Raw genomic sequence first — 16,865 nt, 5'->3', positions numbered from 1 at the left:
CGGAAGTCCCGCCTCCAGGCTTGTTCGAGGGGGAAAGGCGACAACGGACCGGGGCACGGCGAGGGTGAACGGCTCACGCTTGTATGACTGATGCCGTCTCCTGTGGACAACTCGCTCCGCGAAATCCACCGCCGACGGCATGCTGTCCCCAGTGATCGACAGCCGAGCCGGGTCGAGTCCCGGCACGTCAGGGGGGAACGTGCACCCGATGCTCAAGCCCGCGCTGCGGCGGGGCTGGCGAGACAGGCAGACCGTGCAGTGCGGTGTGGCGCCCGCGCACGCGGTGCTGCTGGGACCCTTGAGCGACGCGGCGGCGGCCTTCATCGAGATGATGGACGGAACCCGCAGCATGGAGCGGCTCCAGCAGGAAGCGGACCGGCTCGGCCTGGCTCCCCGGACCCCGGCGAGGATCACCGAGCGGCTCAGCGCCGCCGGGGTGCTGGACGACGCGACGGCCGACCGCGAAGCCGCGGCGCACGTCAGCGACCGGCTGCGGCCGGACCTGGCGTCACTGTCCGTGGTACACCGCGAACCGGGCGGCGGGGTGCGCCGACTTGCCGCCCGGCGGGCCGCGCGCGTCCAGGTGCGAGGGCTGGGCCGGGTGGGCACCGCGGTGGCCGCCGCCCTGTCGGCCGCGGGGGTGGGCCAGGTGGACGTGGCGGACGGGGGTGTCGTGGAGGAGTGGGACACCGCGCCGGGCGGGGTGCCTCCGGAGCAGGTGGGCACGCGCCGCGATGTGGCGGCCCGCGGCGTGGTGCGCCGCTCCCGCTCCTGGCGGAGCGGCGCCCGCTCCGAGACCGGCCTGGTGGTGGTGACACCGCGGGACGGACTGGACGCCTACGCGCCCGACCCGGAGGCCACCGGGCGCTTCATGGAGGCAGGAACACCGCATCTGTTCGGCGGGGTGGTGGAGGCCACCGGGGTGGTGGGACCTCTGGTGCTGCCCGGTTCCACACCGTGTGCGGAGTGCCTGGCACGCACCCGGGCGGAACGGGAGCCCAGCTGGCCGATGCTGGTGGGCCAGTGGCGGACGGCGAGCAGACGGCGCACGGGGGTCCCCGCCTGCGACACGGCACTGGCCACCATGCTGGCGGGCGCGGTCGCCTCCTACGCACTGAGCTATCTGGACGGGGACGGAGCCTGCGCGGTGGGCTACCGGCTGCGGTTCGCACTGCCCCACCTGCTGCCGGAAACCGAGCAGTTCGCGGCGCATCCGGAGTGTCCGTGCGGTGCCGCTTCGGTGACTGCGCCCCCCCGCACCGCCGCGAACGGCCGACGGCAGGCGACAATGACCGGGTGGCCGACGTCCTCGGTGCTGTCTCGGTTGAGCTGTCAGGGAGTTGGAGGGACGCATGTCTGATCTTCCGCGCAAGGCGGTGACGCGGACGGCCAAGCTGGCCGCCCTGCCGCTGGGCTTCGCGGGCCGCTCCGCATGGGGGCTCGGCAAGCGCCTCGGGGGCCTGTCCGCCGATCTCGTCGGCCAGGAGCTGCAGCAGCGGACCGCCGAGCAGCTCTTCAAGGTCCTCGGTGAGTTGAAGGGCGGTGCCATGAAGTTCGGGCAGGCCCTCTCGGTCTTCGAGTCCGCTCTCCCCGACGAACTGGCGGGCCCCTACCGCGCCACCCTGACCCGGCTCCAGGAAGCCGCTCCGCCGATGCCCGCCGGCACCGTGCACAAAGTGCTGGAGGAAGAGCTGGGCCAGGAGTGGCGCGAGTACTTCGCCGAGTTCGACGACAAGCCCGCCGCGGCGGCCTCCATAGGCCAGGTGCACCGCGCCGTCTGGCACGACGGGCAGGATGTCGCGGTCAAAGTGCAGTACCCGGGCGCCGGCGAGGCCCTCGTCTCCGACCTCACCCAGCTGAGCCGATTCGCCCGGCTGCTGGGCCCGCTGATACCGGGGATGGACATCAAACCGCTCATCGCGGAGCTGCACGAGCGGATCGCGGAGGAACTGGACTACAGCCTGGAGGCGGAGGCCCAGCGCAGCTACGCGGAGGAGTACGAGGCGGACGAGGACGTCGTCGTCCCGCAGGTGGTCCACCAGGCCGACCGGGTACTGGTGTCCCAGTGGCTGGAGGGCGTACCGCTCTCCCAGGTGATCGCCGACGGCAGCCAGGAGGAACGGGACCGGGCCGGACTGCTGCTGAGCCGGTTCCTCTTCTCCGGCCCCGTACGCACCGGACTGCTGCACGCGGACCCGCACCCGGGGAACTTCCGGCTGGTCCCCGGGGACACCGGGACATCCGCCGACTGGCGGCTGGGAGTGCTGGACTTCGGCACCGTGGACCGACTGCCGGAAGGGCTGCCCCCGACGATCGGCGAGGTGCTGCGGATGATGCTCGACGGCGACGCGGAGACGGCCTATGCCCTGCTGCGCGAAGAGGGCTTCGTCAAGAGGGAGATAGAGCTGGATCCGGAGGCGGTACGGGAGTATCTGCTGCCGATCGTCGAGCCCGCCTGCGTGGAGGAGTTCACCTTCAGCAGGGACTGGATGCGCACACAGGCGGCCCGGATCGCCGACCCCCGCTCCGCGGCCCACCAGCTGGGGCGGCAACTCAACCTGCCGCCGTCCTATCTGCTGATCCACCGGGTGACGCTCAGCACCATCGGCGTCCTGTGCCAGCTCGGCGCGACGGTGCGGATGCGGCACGACATGGAGACCTGGGTACCGGGGTTCGCCACCGCGGTGGCGCCGCAGCCCCGGTGGTCCGAGGAGCCGCCGGACGGGGAGACGGCGGAGCCCGAGGAGGAACCGGAGATCGCCCTGTGAGCAGGGTCCGCGCCCCGGCCGCGGGGCGGCGCACGCCCCGGCGGAGGCGATGACGACGGAGAGCCTGTGACGACGGAGAGCCGGGGCGCTCGCCCCGGCTCTCCGGTGTTCGGGTCACATGGACCGGATCTTCAGGTCACACAGGCCGGGTCACTGCATCACGGCCATGGCGAGGGCACGCCGTGCGCGAAGCGTCGCGCGCTCCGCGCGCCGCTGAAGGCGCCGCGCGGTCCTCAGCCGCAGCGCCCTGCGTTCGGATTCGGCCTCGTGCATTCGTTGCTGTATCTGTGCTCTGGCCAGGCTTTCTGGCATGAGTTGCATGTCGCGGGTCCTGTTCTGGCGGACGACTGTGGCGTCGGAGCGAGTGCGAGCGGTGGTCTCGTGAAGGGGGGTCATCGTCGGGTCCTGCTTCGTGAGGTGGCGCGTACGGGGATCCAGCGCCGACGGGTTGTCGATCGTTCCGGCAACCGCCTTGCGGCGGGCGGGCGATCCATGGGAGCGACGGGGGTTCATGCCGTCACCGGGTTCTTGCGGGGACGGCCCCGCGGACGCTTCCGCGGAACCACGACGCCCTGTACGAACAGCTCGCCGCCCCAGACACCCCAGGGCTCGCGGCGGTCCTTGGCCCCGGCGAGGCAGGCCTCGCGCAGCGGGCAGGTCTGGCAGAGGGACTTCGCGTACTCGACGTCCGCAGGGGACTCGGCGAAGAAGACCTCGGGGTCGTAGGAGCGGCAGGGAACATCGACGCCGAGCCGCTCGATGGCGTCGTCGAGCTCGGTGAGGGTGATCTGCGGGGCGGTCAAGGAGTCCTCCGTGGTGAGATCAGGCGGCAGAGAAGGCGCGGGGCGCAACGTGTCAGGGTGCGTCTCGGTGTGCACTGCGGTTCTTCCTGTCTGTTGAATGTCTGTTGTCGTGTCGGGCCGGCTGGTGGCCGGTCGGGGCAAACAGAAGGGCCGCGGATCCCGATGTGGGTTCCGCGGCCCTGGAAGGTGCCGACCTGATCTCGCCGATCAGGCTGGATCTCTCCAGGGTCGGAGGCCACGGAAGGCCCACATGGTGTAGCGCTGCGTCTTCTGGCGTCCTTCGCCGACACCGTTGGCCGCGGAGCCACCGGCAAAGGCGGCTGCCTGTGCCTGTGCTGCTACCTCGGGTGCCTTGCTCGGTCGCTCGTTGCCGCCGGGGTTGACACCGGACAGACCGGTGCCGTGGAGGTTGGAGCCGAGCAGGCAGGCGCGAATGACCGAGTGATCGGTCATTTTGATCTCCGAAATGATCGTGGCCACTGGTCTCGCCTCCTCTCGGCGCCTCGGAGGACCCGCCACTGGCGGCTGGTCCGTGGATGTTCAGGACGTAGTACAGCATGGAAGAGGAAGAGCGAAAAGGCCCGCCCTCTCCATGTCCGGAAGGCTATGAGGCTCCGTACGGCCCGCGCAAACTATTTTTCACGGCTTTCTGTCACAGCTTCTGTGACATGGGCCCCGCGCACACTCCGCTGCCGGTCGTCACCCCTGCCGAGGCTCCTCGTCCGGGGCCGCGGGCAGCTCCTCCCCCGCGCACAGCGCGAGCACGTCGGCACCGAACTGCTGGAGCTTGCGGTGCCGGACTCCGGAGATGCGGGAGAGTTCCGCCGCGTCGCCGGGAACGGCCTCGGCGATGGCGAGGAGCGTCTTGTCGGTGAAGACGCAGTAGTCCGGCTGCCGCAGCAGCTCCGCCTGCCGGGCCCGCCACTGGTGCAGCCGCTCGTGCAGCGCCTCGTCCAGCTGCGAGGGGCACTCCTCGCAACGCATCAGCTTCACCTCACCGGGCTGGGTCAGCGACCGGCCGCACACCCGGCACCGCGCCGGCGCACGACGCACCCGCCCCCGGCTCCCGGACGGAGCGGGAACGCGCCCACCGCCGGTGACGCTGCCGCCCGTCCCCGCACCGGTCCGGGCAGTGCTCGCGCCGGAACCGGTACGCAGCCCCGCGAGGAATCGACTGGGCTGCCTGCTGGGCCGGCCTCCCGGTGAGCGGGCGAGCGACCAGGAGAGGGTCAGAGACCGGCGAGCGCGGGTGATCCCGACATAGAGCAGTCTGCGCTCCTCCTCCGTCTGCTCCTCGGTCCTGGCGTGGGTGATCGGCAGCATCCCGTCGGTGAGACCCACCACGAAGACGGCATCCCACTCCAGGCCCTTGGCCGCGTGCAGCGAGGCCAGCGTGACGCCCTCCACGGTGGGCGCGTGCTGGACCCGGGCCCGCTCGTCCAGCTCCCCGACCAGATCGCCGAGCCCGGCACCTGGCCGGGCCCCGGCGAAATCCTCGGCCAGCCGCACCAACGCCGCCAGCGACTCCCACCGGTCCCGGACGGCCCCCGACCCGGACGGTGCGTGCGGACTCCAGCCCTTGGTACCGAGCACAGCACGCACCTGCGAGGGCAGATCCACCGCGTCGTCCAGCAGCGCGTCGTTGCCGCCGGCCCGGGCCGCCCCGCGCAACGCCACGAACGCCTCCCGCACCTCGGGGCGTTCGAAGAACCGCTCGGCACCCCGCAGCCGGCAGGGGACCCCGAGATCCGCCAGCGCCTGCTCGTAGACCTCGGACTGGGCGTTGATCCGGTACAGCACGGCGATCTGGCTGGCGCGGACTCCCGAGGCGATGAGATCCCGGACCCGCCGGGCCACCCCTTCGGCCTCGCCGGGTTCGTCGGCGTACTCGGCACACACCGGCTCGGGGCCCGGCTCCCGCTGGGAGACCAGCTCCAGCCGGTGTTCGGCGGCACGGCCCCGGGCCTGCGCGAGCAGCCCGTTGGCGAAGTGCACCACCTGCGGGGTCGAGCGGTAGTCACGGACCAGCTTGACGACCGTCGCCTCCGGATGGCGGGAGCGGAAATCGAGGAGGTGATCAGGGGTGGCGCCGGTGAAGGAGTAGATCGTCTGACTGGCGTCGCCGACCACGCACAGACCACCCCGCTCCCCCACCCACAGCTCCAGCAGCCGCTGCTGCAGCGGGCTCACATCCTGGTACTCGTCCACCGTGAAGTGCTGGTACTGGCCGCGGACCGTCTCGGCGATGTCCGGACGGTCCTGCAGGATGCCGACGGTGAGCAGCAGCACATCCTCGAAATCGATCAGCGAACGCTCCCGCTTGAGCTGCTCGTAGAGGGCGTAGACGCGGCCGGTCTCGGCGCTGTCGCGGGGGGCCGCGCGGCCCGCCGCCGCGGCGGCGGCCGGATAGTCCTCGGGCACGGTCTGGGTCACCTTGGCCCACTCGATCTCGCCGGTGACATCCCGCAGCTCGCTACGGTCGAGCCGGATCCGGCACCGGGCCGCCGCCTCCCCGACGAGCTGCGCCTTGCGCTCGACCAGCGGCGGCAGCTCGCCGCCGACGGCGCGCGGCCAGAAGTACTGGAGCTGGCGCAGCGCGGCCGAGTGGAACGTGCGCGCCTGGATGCCCTGGACGCCGAGCTCGCGCAGCCTGCCGCGCATCTCCCCGGCGGCGCGCTGGGTGAAGGTGACGGCGAGCACCCCGCCCGGAGGCAGGATGCCGGCGCGGACGCCGTAGGCGATGCGGTGGGTGATCGCTCTCGTCTTTCCGGTGCCGGCACCGGCCAGTACGCACACCGGACCGTGCAGCGCCGTCGCCACCGCACGCTGCTCCGGGTCGAGCCCCTCGAGCACCGCGTCGGGAGAGTCGGGAATCCGCGGGAAGAGAGTGGAGTCCGTTGCTGCTGTCACCCCGCCATGCTGCCAGCCCGGCCGGGAGGGGTGGCACGGCTGTCCACAGCCGTGCCCCTGCGGTCCTACGAATCGCGCCGCCTTCCGGCGCGGGAGCCCTGGGAGGATGGCCCGGGGGAATGTCCCCGGGCCGCCACGCGTTCAGATACCGCACCCGGACGAGACGAAGGAGCACTGGAGAAGATGACGGGCACTGTGACGATGTACAGCACCACCTGGTGCGGCTACTGCCGTCGGCTGAAGGGCCAGATGGAACGCGCGGGCATCGCGTACACGGAGATCAACATCGAGCAGGACCCCGAGTCGGCGAACTTCGTCGAGAAGGCGAACGGCGGCAACCAGACGGTGCCCACCGTACTGTTCCCCGACGGTTCGACGCTGACGAATCCCTCGCTGGCCCAGGTCAAGGAGCGGGTCGGGAGCTGACCGCGGCCGGCGGCGGGACCGGTCCGGCGTAGCGGGCCGGCCCGCCGCCGCCCCAGACATGGTGCCGAGGTTGCGGCGGCTCAGTCGTGGTGCCGGGGCTGCGGCAGCGGCTGCCCGTACCAGAGCTCGACCAGCCGGGCCGCGATCGAGATGCCCGAGGGTGTGAGCACCTCACCGGAGTCGATCGCCGCCCGCAGGTCCTCGCGGGAGAACCAGCGGGCCTCCTCGATCTCGTCCTCGTCCACCTGGATCCGGGACGAGGTGGCGCGCGCCATGAAGCCCAGCATCAGGCTGGAGGGGAACGGCCAGGGCTGGCTCGCCACATAGCTGACGGGCCCGACGGCCACCCCGGCCTCCTCGGCGACCTCGCGGCGCACGGCGGCCTCCAGGGACTCACCCGGCTCCACGAAGCCCGCCAGCGTCGAGAACCTGCCCTCGGGCCAGTGCACCTGGCGGCCGAGGAGTGCGCGGTCCTGCTCGTCGGTGACCAGCATGATCACGGCGGGGTCGGTGCGCGGATAGTGCTCGGCCCCGCAGGCCGGGCAGCGGCGGATGTGCCCGGCTGCCGCGATGACGGTGCGCTCACCGCAGCGGGAGCAGAAGCGGTGGGTGCGCTGCCAGTTCTCCAGGCCGACGGCGTGCACCAGCAGTTCGCTGTCGCGGTCCGAGAGCAGTACGCCCGCCTCGCGCAGTCCGGCCGGGCGGGCGATGTCGTCCATCCGGCCCGGGAGCGAGTCCTTCTGGAGCGCGAAGTAGCGCACTCCGTCCTCGTCGGTGCCCAGGAAGTAGCGATGGGCCTCGGTGAAGGGGGCGTCGAAGGACGGCATGGTGACCAGTTCCGTCGTGCCGTCCTCCTGGTCCTCGATCAGGGCCTGTCCGCCGGAGACCACGAAGACCCGGGTGCTGGGGTGGCTCCAGGCCGCCGCCAGCCATGCCTCGTCCAGCCGGTGGTGTGCGGCCCGGTCGATGCCTCCGGTACTGGTGAGGCTGATGGCCGGGTCGCCGGAGGGTCCGGGCCGGCCGGCTCCGCCGCCGGGCCCGGCGGTCCGGTCGGCGCTGGGGTCTGTCGAGGTCGGGATGGTCACTTCTGCTTCCTACTCCCCCTGGGTCGGGGCTCCCCGCCCGGCAGCGGGTCGGGGGGCGGTTGGCGAGCGTTCGTGAGTCGGTCGGAGGGCGCGGCGGGTGTCGTCCGGGTCAGCCCTCGCCCCAGTGTGCCGCGAGGTCCTCCCAGAGGTAGGCGGCGGTCTCCGCGCCCTTGAACAGCAGATCGAGTTCGATCTTCTCGTTCGGCGCGTGCCAGCCGTCCGAGGGGACCGAGACGCCGAGGAAGAGCACCGGGACGTCGAGCGCGTCCCGCAGGTCGGCCGCGGGGCCGGAGCCGCCTTCGCGGGTGAAGCGGACCGGGGTGCCGAAGGCGCGTCCCATGGCGCGGGTGAGGGAGCGCAGTGCGGGGTGCCCGAGTGGGGTGAGGCAGGGGCGGGTGGCGCCCCAGAAGGTGATCTCGTGCCGGATCCCCGCGGGCAGCCGGCCGGCGACCCAGTCGCGGAGTGCCTGCTGGATCTTCTCCTCGTCCTGGCCCGCGACGGTGCGGAAGGACAGCTTCAGCTCGGCCGAGGCGGGCACGATCGTCTTGCCGCCGGGGCCCTGGTAGCCGCCGCCGATCCCGTTCACCTCGGCTGTGGGCCGGGCCCACACCCGCTCCAGCGTGGTGTAGCCGCGTTCGCCGAGGGCGGCGCGGGAGTGCGCCGTGCGCAGCCAGGCGTCCTCGTCGAAGGGCAGCTCGGCGAAGAGGGTGCGCTCTTCCTCGGTCAGCTCCACGACTCCGTCGTAGAAGCCGGGGAGGGTGACCCTGCGGTCCTCGTCGTGCAGCGCCGCGGCGAGCCGGGCGGCTTCGGTGGCCGGGTTGGGCACGGCTCCGCCGAAGGAGCCCGAGTGCACGTCCTGGGCCGGTCCGTACAGGTCGATCTGGCAGTCGGTGAGCCCGCGCATCCCGGTGCAGACGGTGGGGGTGTCCTCGTCCCACATGCCGGTGTCCGAGACGACCACGGCGTCGCAGCCCAGCCGGGACGCGTGGGTGCGCAGCAGCGCGGGGAAGTGCGGTGAGCCGGATTCCTCCTCGCCCTCGACGAGCAGTTTGACGCCGACCGCCGGGGTGCTCCGCCCGGTGGCGGCCAGGTGCGCGCGCAGACCCAGGGCGTGGAAGAGGACCTGCCCCTTGTCGTCGGCGGCGCCCCGCGCGTACAGCCTGCCGTCCCGCTCCTCGGGCTCGAACGGTTCGCTGTGCCAGCCGTCGGAACGGGCCGCGGGCTGGACGTCGTGGTGGCCGTAGACCAGGACCGTGGGTGCCGCGGGGTCGCCGGAGGGCCACTCGGCGAAGACGGCGGGCGCGCCCTCGGTCTCCCAGACCTCCGCGACGGGGAAGCCGGTGGCGCGCAGCGCGGCGGCGAGCCACTCCGCGCTGCGCCGCACCTCCGGTGCGCGTTCCGGGTCGGCGGAGACGGACGGGATGCGCAGCCAGTCGCACAGGTCGCCGAGGAAGGCGGGACGCTGGTCCTGGATGAAGGTTCGGACAGCGCTGTCCGGGGGAGCGGGGGTGGTGCTCATGCCCTCGACCCTATCGGGCCGGGCTGGGTCAGCCGTCGGCCGGAGGCTCGTGCCCGGGGTGCCGCGGGGGCTGCCGGGGGTCGGGCGCGCGCTGCGCGGGGGCGCCGTCCAGCAGCAGCCGTTCCAGTCCGGCCCGGTCCGGGAGTTCCGCGGGCCGCACCAGTGTGCCGCTGCGCACATAGAGGAACGCCGCGCCGACGGAGGACAGCGGAACGCCTTCCTGTTCGGCCCAGGCGAGGCGGTAGACGGCGAGCTGGAGGGGGTCGGCCTCCCGGCCGCGGCCGGTCTTCCAGTCGATGATGTCGAAGGTCACGCTCCCGTCCGGTGCGCGGTCCCGGTAGACGGCGTCGATCCGGCCCCGGACGATCCGTCCGGCCAGCGCGAGCTGGAAGGGCGCCTCCACGCGGTGGGGGGTCCGGTGTGCCCAGGGGGTGCGTTCGAACGCCTCCTTGAGGGCGGCCAGGTCCCGCTCGTCGGTGATCTGCGGGGGCTCGCCCGCGTAGCGGCCCTCGCCGTCCGCGCCCGGCAGCTCTTCGGGGCCCAGCAGTGGCAGCGGGAGTTCTTCGAAGCGGGACTCCACCCAGGCGTGGAAGCGGGTGCCCCGGCGGGCGGCCGCGGGCTGCGGAGGGCGCGGCATGGGGCGGGCCAGTTCCCGGGCGAAGCCTTCCGGGTCGGCGGCCAGACGCAGCAGTTGGGAGGCGCTCAGCGTGCGCGGCAGCGGGACGTCGCGTACCGCGGCGCGGGAGCGGCGCAGCTCTCCGGTGAGTGCCTCCAGGTCCCGGTCCCAGGCTGCGGCCAGCCGGGCCTCCTCGGGGTCGAGACCGCCGGGCCCGGCCGCCCCGTCCGGGGCGGGGCCCGCGTCCGGGTCGGCCGCCGGGCCCGGGTGGGGGCCCGCGTCCGGGTCCGGCAGGTGCGCGTCCGGGCCGGAGGCGGCTGCCGGATCCCCGGGGGAGGCGTCGGCGGTCCCCGGTCCGGCGGCGTCGTCGCTGCCGTCGGCGGCTTCGAGGTGGGCCAGCACCCGGTTGGCCGCCGCGCGGCGCAGTGCCAGCGCTTCCGCGTCCAGCGGTAGCGGCCACACGCGGTCCTCGGCGGGCTCCTCCAGCGCTGGGTTGGCCGCGTCCTGCTCCGGCGGCTCGGCCCAGTGCTCGACCTCGCCGTGCGCCGGGTCGGCCTCGCAGTGGGCGCGCAGGGCCTGGAGGAAGGCGGAGGGGCCGCGCGGGCGCTTCTGCGCGGGCCCCCACCAGTGTCCGGAGCCCAGCAGCAGGCTGCGCGGGCGGGTGAAGGTGACGTAGCCGAGCCGCAGCTCCTCCGTCGACTGGTGGGCCCGCAGCGCGTTCTCCTGGTCCGTGAGGCCCTTCGCGGTCCACTCGGGCCGGGACGGGAGGGTCTCCGCGTCCCCACGCAGCTCGTACGGCAGCACCTTGGGTTGGGTGAGCCAGGTCTCGCGGGCCTGTTCACTGGGGAACTGCTTGGCGACCAGGCCGGGCACCGCGACCACGTCCCACTCCAGCCCCTTGGACTTGTGCGCGGTCAGCACCTTGACGGTGTTCTCCCCGCCGGGGAGCGAGCTGTCCAGCCCCTTCTCGTACTGCACGGCCGTCCGCAGGAACGCCAGAAAGGCCAGCAGGGTGGCCTCGCCGTCCAGCGAGGCGAAGCCTGCCGCGATGTCGAGGAACCGGCCGAGCGTCTCGCGCCGCCGTGCCGCCACCGCGTGCGGGGAGGCGGCCAGCTCGACCTCCAGCCCGGTGACGGCCAGCACCCGGTGGAGCACGTCCATGAGCGGATCGGCCAGCGAACGCCGCAGGTCGCGCAGTTCGGCGGCGAGCCGTGCGAAGCGCACCCGCGCCTCGGCGGAGAACGGCAGGTCGTCGTCGTGGCCGTCGGACTCCAGGAAGGTGTCCAGGGCGTCCGCCAGGGAGCGCAGTTCGGCCGGGTCGGCGCCCTCGACGGCCGCTGCCAGCCGCTCGTCCGGGTCGTCGTCCGGGTGTGCGCGCTGGTGTGCGACGAGCAGCGCCGCGCGGCGTCCCAACAGCGCCAGGTCACGGGGGCCGATCCGCCAGCGCGGTCCGGTCAGCAGCCGCACCAGCGCGGCGTTCGCGGTGGGGTCCTGCAGCACTTCGCAGACGGCGACCAGGTCGGCGATCTCCGGCAGGTGCAGCAGTCCGGACAGGCCGACGACCTCGACGGGCAGGTCGCGCTCGACCAGTGCGCCCTGGATCTCGGCGAAGTCGCCGGCGCTGCGGCACAGCACGGCGATCTCGCCGGGCGGGGTTCCGGTGCGCACCAGGTGTGCCAGGGAGTCGGCCAGCCAGGCGATCTCCTCGGCGTGCGTGCCCAGCAGCGCCGCGTGGACCCGTCCTTCCCGCTCCGCGCCGGATGCGGGGCGCAGCGCCTCGACGCCCTGGTGGCGCTCCCGCAGCGGTGCGGCCATCGTGTTGGCGAGGTGCAGCAGCCGGCCGCCGCTGCGCCGGTTCTCGCTCAGCGACTGGCGGCGTGCGGGGGTGCCGTCGGAGTGTGCGAAGTGGCGGGGGAAGTCGTCCAGGTTGGCGACGGAGGCGCCGCGCCAGCCGTAGATCGCCTGGCAGGGGTCCCCGACGGCGGTGACCGGATGGCCGGTGCCCTGTCCGAAGAGTCCGGCCAGCAGGACGCGCTGGGCGACGGAGGTGTCCTGGTACTCGTCCAGCAGGACGACGGAGAACTGTTCCCGGAGGGCGCGGCCGACCTCGGGCATCCGGGCGAGCTGTGCGGCCAGCGCGATCTGGTCGCCGAAGTCGATCCGCTCCTGCGCGTGCTTGCGGGCGCGGTACTCCGCCACCAGGCCGAGCAGCTCCTGCCGGGCGAGGGCGGCCTGCGGCACCTTGCGCAGCTTCTCGTTGGTCAGCCGGGCCCCTTCCAGGTCCGCGAGGAGCCCGGTGTCGTGCGCGCGGAGCTCCTCGGGCGCGACGAGGTGTTCGGACAGTTCGGCGTCCAGCGCCAGCAGGTCCTCCACGAGCGCCGGTACGGACTTGGTGAGCGCCTCGAAGGGGCCCTGCGCCGTGTGCAGTACCGAGGCGGCGAGCTGGAAGCGGGTGGCGTCCGCCAGCAGCCGTACGGTCGGCTCCAGCCCGAGGCGGAGTCCGTGCTCGGTCAGCAGCCGTCCGGCGAAGGCGTGGTAGGTGGAGATCTGCGGCTCTCCCGGTTCCGCGCCGTCGGGACCCGCCGGGTCGGGGTCGGTAACCCCGGCGCGCAGCAGCGCCTTGCGCACGCGTTCGGACAGCTCTCCGGCTGCCTTGTTGGTGAACGTCAGCCCCAGGACCCGGTCGGGCGCCACCTGCCCGGTGCCCACCAGCCAGACCACGCGGGCCGCCATGACGGTGGTCTTCCCCGAGCCCGCTCCGGCCACGATCACCTGCGGAGCGGGCGGCGCGGTGATGCAGGCCGTCTGCTCCGGGGTGAACGGGATCCCCAGCAGCTCGGCGAGCTGTGCGGGGTCGGTGAGGGGTGCGGGCACTCGTAAGACGCTAGCGCTCGTGGCTGACAGCGTGCGCGGGGGCCGGACGAGCCGGCTACTCGACCACCTGGCGGCCCTCGGGGCGGGCGGAGCAGGCCGCGCGGAAGGCGCAGTGCGTGCACTGCCGGCCGGGCGAGGGCGTGAAGCGCTCGTCCAGGACCCGTGCCGCGGCGGTGGCCAGCAGCTCGCCGACCCAGTCCCCGTCACCCGCTGTCCTGGATGCGGCTTCCGTTGCGGATGCGGTTTCCAGACCGGATGCGGCTTCCGTTGCGTTTTGCGGCGCCGCACCGGGCTCCGGCGCGCTTTCCGGCCCCGGCCCCGGTCCCGGTCCGGGCTCCGGCGGAGGCTCCTGCTGCTGGACGACCGGGAGCGCGTCCCCGCCGTCGCGGCGGGCGGCGCCGAGCCGCAGGTGCACCAGTTCGGCCCCGCCCGGCTCCGGCCGTACCCCGTCGAACAGGGCGTCGGCCGCGCCCTCCTGCACGGCGCGCTGGTAGACCGCGAGCTGGGGGTGGCGCTCGACCTCGGGCCCGGTGGGACGGGTGCGGCCGGTCTTGAAGTCGACCACGTAGGCGCGGCCCGCCGCGTCGCGTTCGACCCGGTCCATGCTGCCCCGGATGCGGACGGCGTACTCACCGGCCCGCAGCGTGACATCGAAGCCGTGTTCGCTGCCGACCAGCTCGCGGCCTTCTCCGCGTGCCATGACGTGCCAGCGCAGGAAGCGTTCCAGGGCGGCGCGCGCGTTCTCCTTCTCCTGCCGCGACTTCCACGGCGCGTCGAAGGACAGGCCGTCCCAGACGGCGTCCAGCCGCTCCATGAGCGCGGACAGGTCGCCGGGGCTGCTGCCGGAGGCCACCTCGTCGGCCAGTACGTGCACCACGTTGCCGAAGCCCTGCGCGGCCGTGGCCGGTTCGTCCGCCTTGACCTCCCGGGCCAGGAACCACTGCAGGGAGCAGGAGCGCCCGAGCTGCTCCAGTGCGCTGCCGGACAGGGCGACGGGCGCCTCGCGCTCGCGCAGCGGCACGGCGGAGCGGGTGGGCTCGGCCAGTCCCCACCAGCGCTGCGGATGCGCTGCCGGAACGAGCGGATACCCCTCCTCGTCGCGTTCGGCCGCCAGCCTGGCCAGCCGCCGGGCGGCCGCGTCCCGCAGCGCGGGCGAGGCCGCCGGGTCGACGGTGGTGGCGCGGAGCTCGGCGACGAGCGCGGGCACCGAGAGCGGACGGCGGGGGCGGCTGCCGACCGGCTGCGGCTGGACGCCCAGCTCGCCCAGGAACCGCGAGGGCTGGTCGCCGTCCTCCGCGGGGGCCGCCACGGCCGTCACCACGAGGCGCTCCGCGGCGCGGGTCGTCGCGACGTAGAACAGCCTGCGCTCCTCGGCCAGCAGGGCTCCCGGGGACAGCGGCTCGGCGATGCCGTCCCTGCCGATACGGTCCGCCTCCAGGAGGGAGCCCCGGCGTCGCAGGTCGGGCCAGAGCCCCTCCTGGACCCCGGCGACGACCACCAGCCGCCACTCGCGGCCCTTGGCGCGGTGCGCGGTCATCAGCCGTACCGACTCGGGCCGCACCGCCCGCTGGACGAGCGTGTCGGCCGCTATGTCCTGTGCCTCCAGCTCGTCCAGGAAGTTGAGCGCCCCCCGGCCGCCGCCCCGCTCCTCGGCGCGTGCCGCGACGGCGAACAGGGTGCAGACGGCGTCCAGGTCACGGTCGGCGTTGCGGCCGGCGGGGCCGCCGCGGCGCGCGGTCCGCTCCAGCCGGTCCGGCCAGCCGGTGCCGCTCCACAGCGCCCACAGGGCCTCCTCGGCGGTGCCGCCGCCGGCGAGCAGCTCGCGGGTCTTGCGCAGCAGCAGGCCGAGGCTGTGCGCGCCCTCGACGGAGCGCCCGCCGGGTGCCGGGGCGGCGGCGCCGGAGTGCGGGGTGTGGGCGACCAGGCGTTCGGGCTCGGCGAGGGCTTCGGCCAGCAGGGTGTCGGAGGGCCGGGGCACCTTGGCACCGGCGGCGCGCTCCTCTTCGCGCAGTGCCCGGCCGAGACGGCGCAGGTCGGCGGCGTCCATCCCGCCGAGCGGTGAGGTCAGCAGGGTCAGCGCGGTCTCGGTGCCGAGCGCGGCCGACTCCGCCAGGGCGCCGGTGGCCGCGACGCGCAGCGCCGTCAGCAGGGGGGCGACGGCTGGTTCGTGGCGCAGCGGTACGTCGTCGCCGTCCACGTCCACGGGCACGCCGGCGGAGACGAGGGCGCGGCGGACCACGGGCAGCGACCGCCCGCCCGCGCGCACCAGGACCGCCATCTCGCCCCAGGGGAGACCGTCCTCCAGATGGGCGCGGCGCAGCAGGTCGGCGATGTTGTCCAGCTCGGCACCCGCGGTCGCGTATGTGTACACCTCGACCCGGCCGGAGGCACCCGCGCCGTCCGCGCCCGCGCCGGGACCGTCCGTGCCGTCGCTGCCGTCCGCACCCGCCGGGGCCGGCGCGCCCGCCGGGGCCGGGCCGCCGGACGGCCGGGGGCGCAGGGCGCGATGGGCGCGGACGGCCTCGGCGGGCAGCCGGGTGAGGGGCATCCGGGCGGTCAGCTCGCGGGTGGCGGACAGCAGCCGGGGCCGGGAGCGCCGGGCGGTGCGCAGCACCCGGACGGGCGCGCGGGCTCCGGAGCGCTGCGGGAAGAGGTCGGGGAAGCGCAGGATGCCGTTCACGTCCGCGCCGCGGAAGGCGTAGATCGACTGGTCGGGGTCGCCGAACGCCACCAGGGTGCGGGCCCCGCCGCCCGCCAGGGCCTGCAACAGCCGCACCTGGGAGGGGTCGGTGTCCTGGAACTCGTCGACGTAGATCGCGTCGTACGCGTCGTGCAGCCGGGCGGCCACCTCCGGGCGCTCGGTGAGCAGGACGGCGCGGTGCACGAGCTCGGCGTAGTCGAGCACGCCCTGCATGTCCAGTACGTCCAGATACTCGGCGAAGAACCCGGCCGCGGCGCTCCAGTCGGGGCGCCGGGCGCGGCGCGCGAAGGCGTCGAGCGCGGCCGGGCCCAGTCCCAGCTCGCGTCCGCGCGCCAGCACGGCCCGGACCTCGTCGGCGAAGCCCCGGGTCGTCAGGCAGGCGCGCAGTTCGTCGGGCCAGCGCACCGTCGCACGCCCGCGCGCCGCCAGCGCGAGCTGGCCCTCCAGCAGTTCGCGGATGTGCAGATCCTGCTCCGGACCGGTCAGCAGGCGCAGCGGCTCCGCGAACAGGTCGGCGTCCTGATGCGCGCGCACCAGCGCGTAGCAGTACGAGTGGAACGTCGTCGCGGCGGGAGCGCGCAGGGCGCCCCTCGGGGAGTCCCCGCCGCCCTGCGGCGCCGGCCCGCTCGGCGCGCCCGGCGCCGTGGGCTGCCGGGGCAGCCGGGCGGAAGCCGATCCCGCATCCGCGGCGAGCCGGTCCGCCATCCGGTCGCGCAGGTCGACGGCGGCCCGGCGGCTGAAGGTCAGCACCAGGACGCGCTCCGGATCCACGCCCTCCCGCACCCGGGCCGCGACCGCCTCGACCAGGGTGGTCGTCTTGCCCGTGCCCGGTCCGGCCAGGACGAGCAGCGGGCCGCCGCGGTGGTCAACCACAGCACGCTGGGCCGCGTCAGAGGCAGGGAGATCGACTGGTCCCGCGGCGGTGCGCACCAGTCGGTACGCACCGGGCTCACGGGACCGCTGACGCGTGTCGGCAGCAAGGGAGGTACTCACGTGGATCGCCTAGGGAGAAGTCTGTGCGGAGCGGTACAGACGCTACGCCTGCGGACACACGTGGCGCAGCGCCTCGCTCCCGTGCCCCGTACGGCTGCTGTACCCCGTACGGACTGCCCAGCGCATCGGGCCGGGCGGCATGGCGGAAGCTGGGAACTGTGAGGAGCCGC

11 protein-coding genes are annotated in these 16,865 nt (G+C 74.0%); 3 read left to right on the top strand and 8 right to left on the bottom strand.

Annotation, left to right across the window (positions count from 1 at the left end; translation table 11 throughout):
* The first annotated feature begins 199 nt into the window (after positions 1–199).
* The gene (locus ACFYMO_RS16310; protein ID WP_388547019.1) at positions 200–1,360 is read left to right on the top strand and encodes a ThiF family adenylyltransferase; all 1,161 of its coding nucleotides are present in this window, start codon (positions 200–202) and stop codon (positions 1,358–1,360) included.
* Complete coding sequence (locus ACFYMO_RS16305; protein ID WP_366773943.1) at positions 1,353–2,768, top strand: AarF/ABC1/UbiB kinase family protein; 1,416 nt, start codon at positions 1,353–1,355, stop codon at positions 2,766–2,768. The genes ACFYMO_RS16310 and ACFYMO_RS16305 overlap by 8 nt, the downstream gene beginning before the upstream one ends.
* A 150-nt stretch (positions 2,769–2,918) precedes the next feature.
* Here ACFYMO_RS16305 and ACFYMO_RS16300 read toward each other — a convergent pair whose 3' ends face one another.
* From ACFYMO_RS16300 to ACFYMO_RS16285, 4 genes are all read right to left on the bottom strand, one after another.
* Positions 2,919–3,281, bottom strand: coding sequence for a hypothetical protein (locus ACFYMO_RS16300; RefSeq protein ID WP_366773942.1), 363 nt, complete (start codon positions 3,279–3,281; stop codon positions 2,919–2,921).
* Positions 3,278–3,619 (bottom strand): WhiB family transcriptional regulator, encoded by a 342-nt coding sequence (locus tag ACFYMO_RS16295; RefSeq protein WP_037705804.1) that lies wholly within the window; start codon positions 3,617–3,619, stop codon positions 3,278–3,280. Before ACFYMO_RS16295 ends, ACFYMO_RS16300 begins: the two co-directional genes overlap by 4 nt.
* A 159-nt stretch (positions 3,620–3,778) precedes the next feature.
* Positions 3,779–4,051, bottom strand: a complete 273-nt coding sequence (locus tag ACFYMO_RS16290; protein ID WP_388546914.1) for a hypothetical protein — start codon at positions 4,049–4,051, stop codon at positions 3,779–3,781.
* Between the two features lie 219 nt (positions 4,052–4,270).
* Entirely contained in the window at positions 4,271–6,481 is a 2,211-nt protein-coding gene (locus ACFYMO_RS16285) for an ATP-dependent DNA helicase UvrD2 (protein ID WP_388546911.1), read from the bottom strand.
* Positions 6,482–6,664: 183 nt separating this feature from the next.
* Here ACFYMO_RS16285 and ACFYMO_RS16280 point away from each other — a divergent pair, with 183 nt between their 5' ends.
* Positions 6,665–6,907, top strand: coding sequence for a mycoredoxin (locus tag ACFYMO_RS16280; RefSeq protein ID WP_360293195.1), 243 nt, complete (start codon positions 6,665–6,667; stop codon positions 6,905–6,907).
* A gap of 80 nt (positions 6,908–6,987) precedes the next feature.
* Here ACFYMO_RS16280 and nudC read toward each other — a convergent pair whose 3' ends face one another.
* The 4 genes from nudC to ACFYMO_RS16260 all read right to left on the bottom strand — a co-directional run bounded on the left by nudC (position 6,988) and on the right by ACFYMO_RS16260 (position 16,701).
* Positions 6,988–7,899 (bottom strand): NAD(+) diphosphatase, encoded by a 912-nt coding sequence (gene nudC / locus ACFYMO_RS16275; protein ID WP_366773953.1) that lies wholly within the window; start codon positions 7,897–7,899, stop codon positions 6,988–6,990.
* A 202-nt stretch (positions 7,900–8,101) separates the two neighbouring features.
* Positions 8,102–9,511: a M20/M25/M40 family metallo-hydrolase gene (locus ACFYMO_RS16270; protein WP_366773939.1), complete on the bottom strand. Its 1,410-nt coding sequence runs from the start codon at positions 9,509–9,511 to the stop codon at positions 8,102–8,104.
* 28 nt (positions 9,512–9,539) lie between these two features.
* Positions 9,540–13,001, bottom strand: coding sequence for a UvrD-helicase domain-containing protein (locus tag ACFYMO_RS16265; RefSeq protein ID WP_388546907.1), 3,462 nt, complete (start codon positions 12,999–13,001; stop codon positions 9,540–9,542).
* A 55-nt stretch (positions 13,002–13,056) separates the two neighbouring features.
* Positions 13,057–16,701, bottom strand: coding sequence for an ATP-dependent helicase (locus ACFYMO_RS16260; RefSeq protein ID WP_388547016.1), 3,645 nt, complete (start codon positions 16,699–16,701; stop codon positions 13,057–13,059).
* Positions 16,702–16,865: the final 164 nt, after the last annotated feature.

Origin of the sequence: Streptomyces sp. NPDC007025, from assembly GCF_042869455.1 — a bacterium.
Classification (GTDB): domain Bacteria; phylum Actinomycetota; class Actinomycetes; order Streptomycetales; family Streptomycetaceae; genus Streptomyces.
This window is presented reverse-complemented; position numbering and strand designations above follow the sequence as displayed.

Excerpts from the sequence above, each read along its gene's own strand:
- ACFYMO_RS16305 (WP_366773943.1), top strand. The coding sequence starts at position 1,353 with ATGTCTGATCTTCCGCGCAAGGCGGTGACGCGGACGGCCAAGCTGGCC.
- ACFYMO_RS16300 (WP_366773942.1), bottom strand. The coding sequence starts at position 3,281 with ATGAACCCCCGTCGCTCCCATGGATCGCCCGCCCGCCGCAAGGCGGTT.
- ACFYMO_RS16280 (WP_360293195.1), top strand. The coding sequence starts at position 6,665 with ATGACGGGCACTGTGACGATGTACAGCACCACCTGGTGCGGCTACTGC.
- ACFYMO_RS16270 (WP_366773939.1), bottom strand. The coding sequence starts at position 9,511 with ATGAGCACCACCCCCGCTCCCCCGGACAGCGCTGTCCGAACCTTCATC.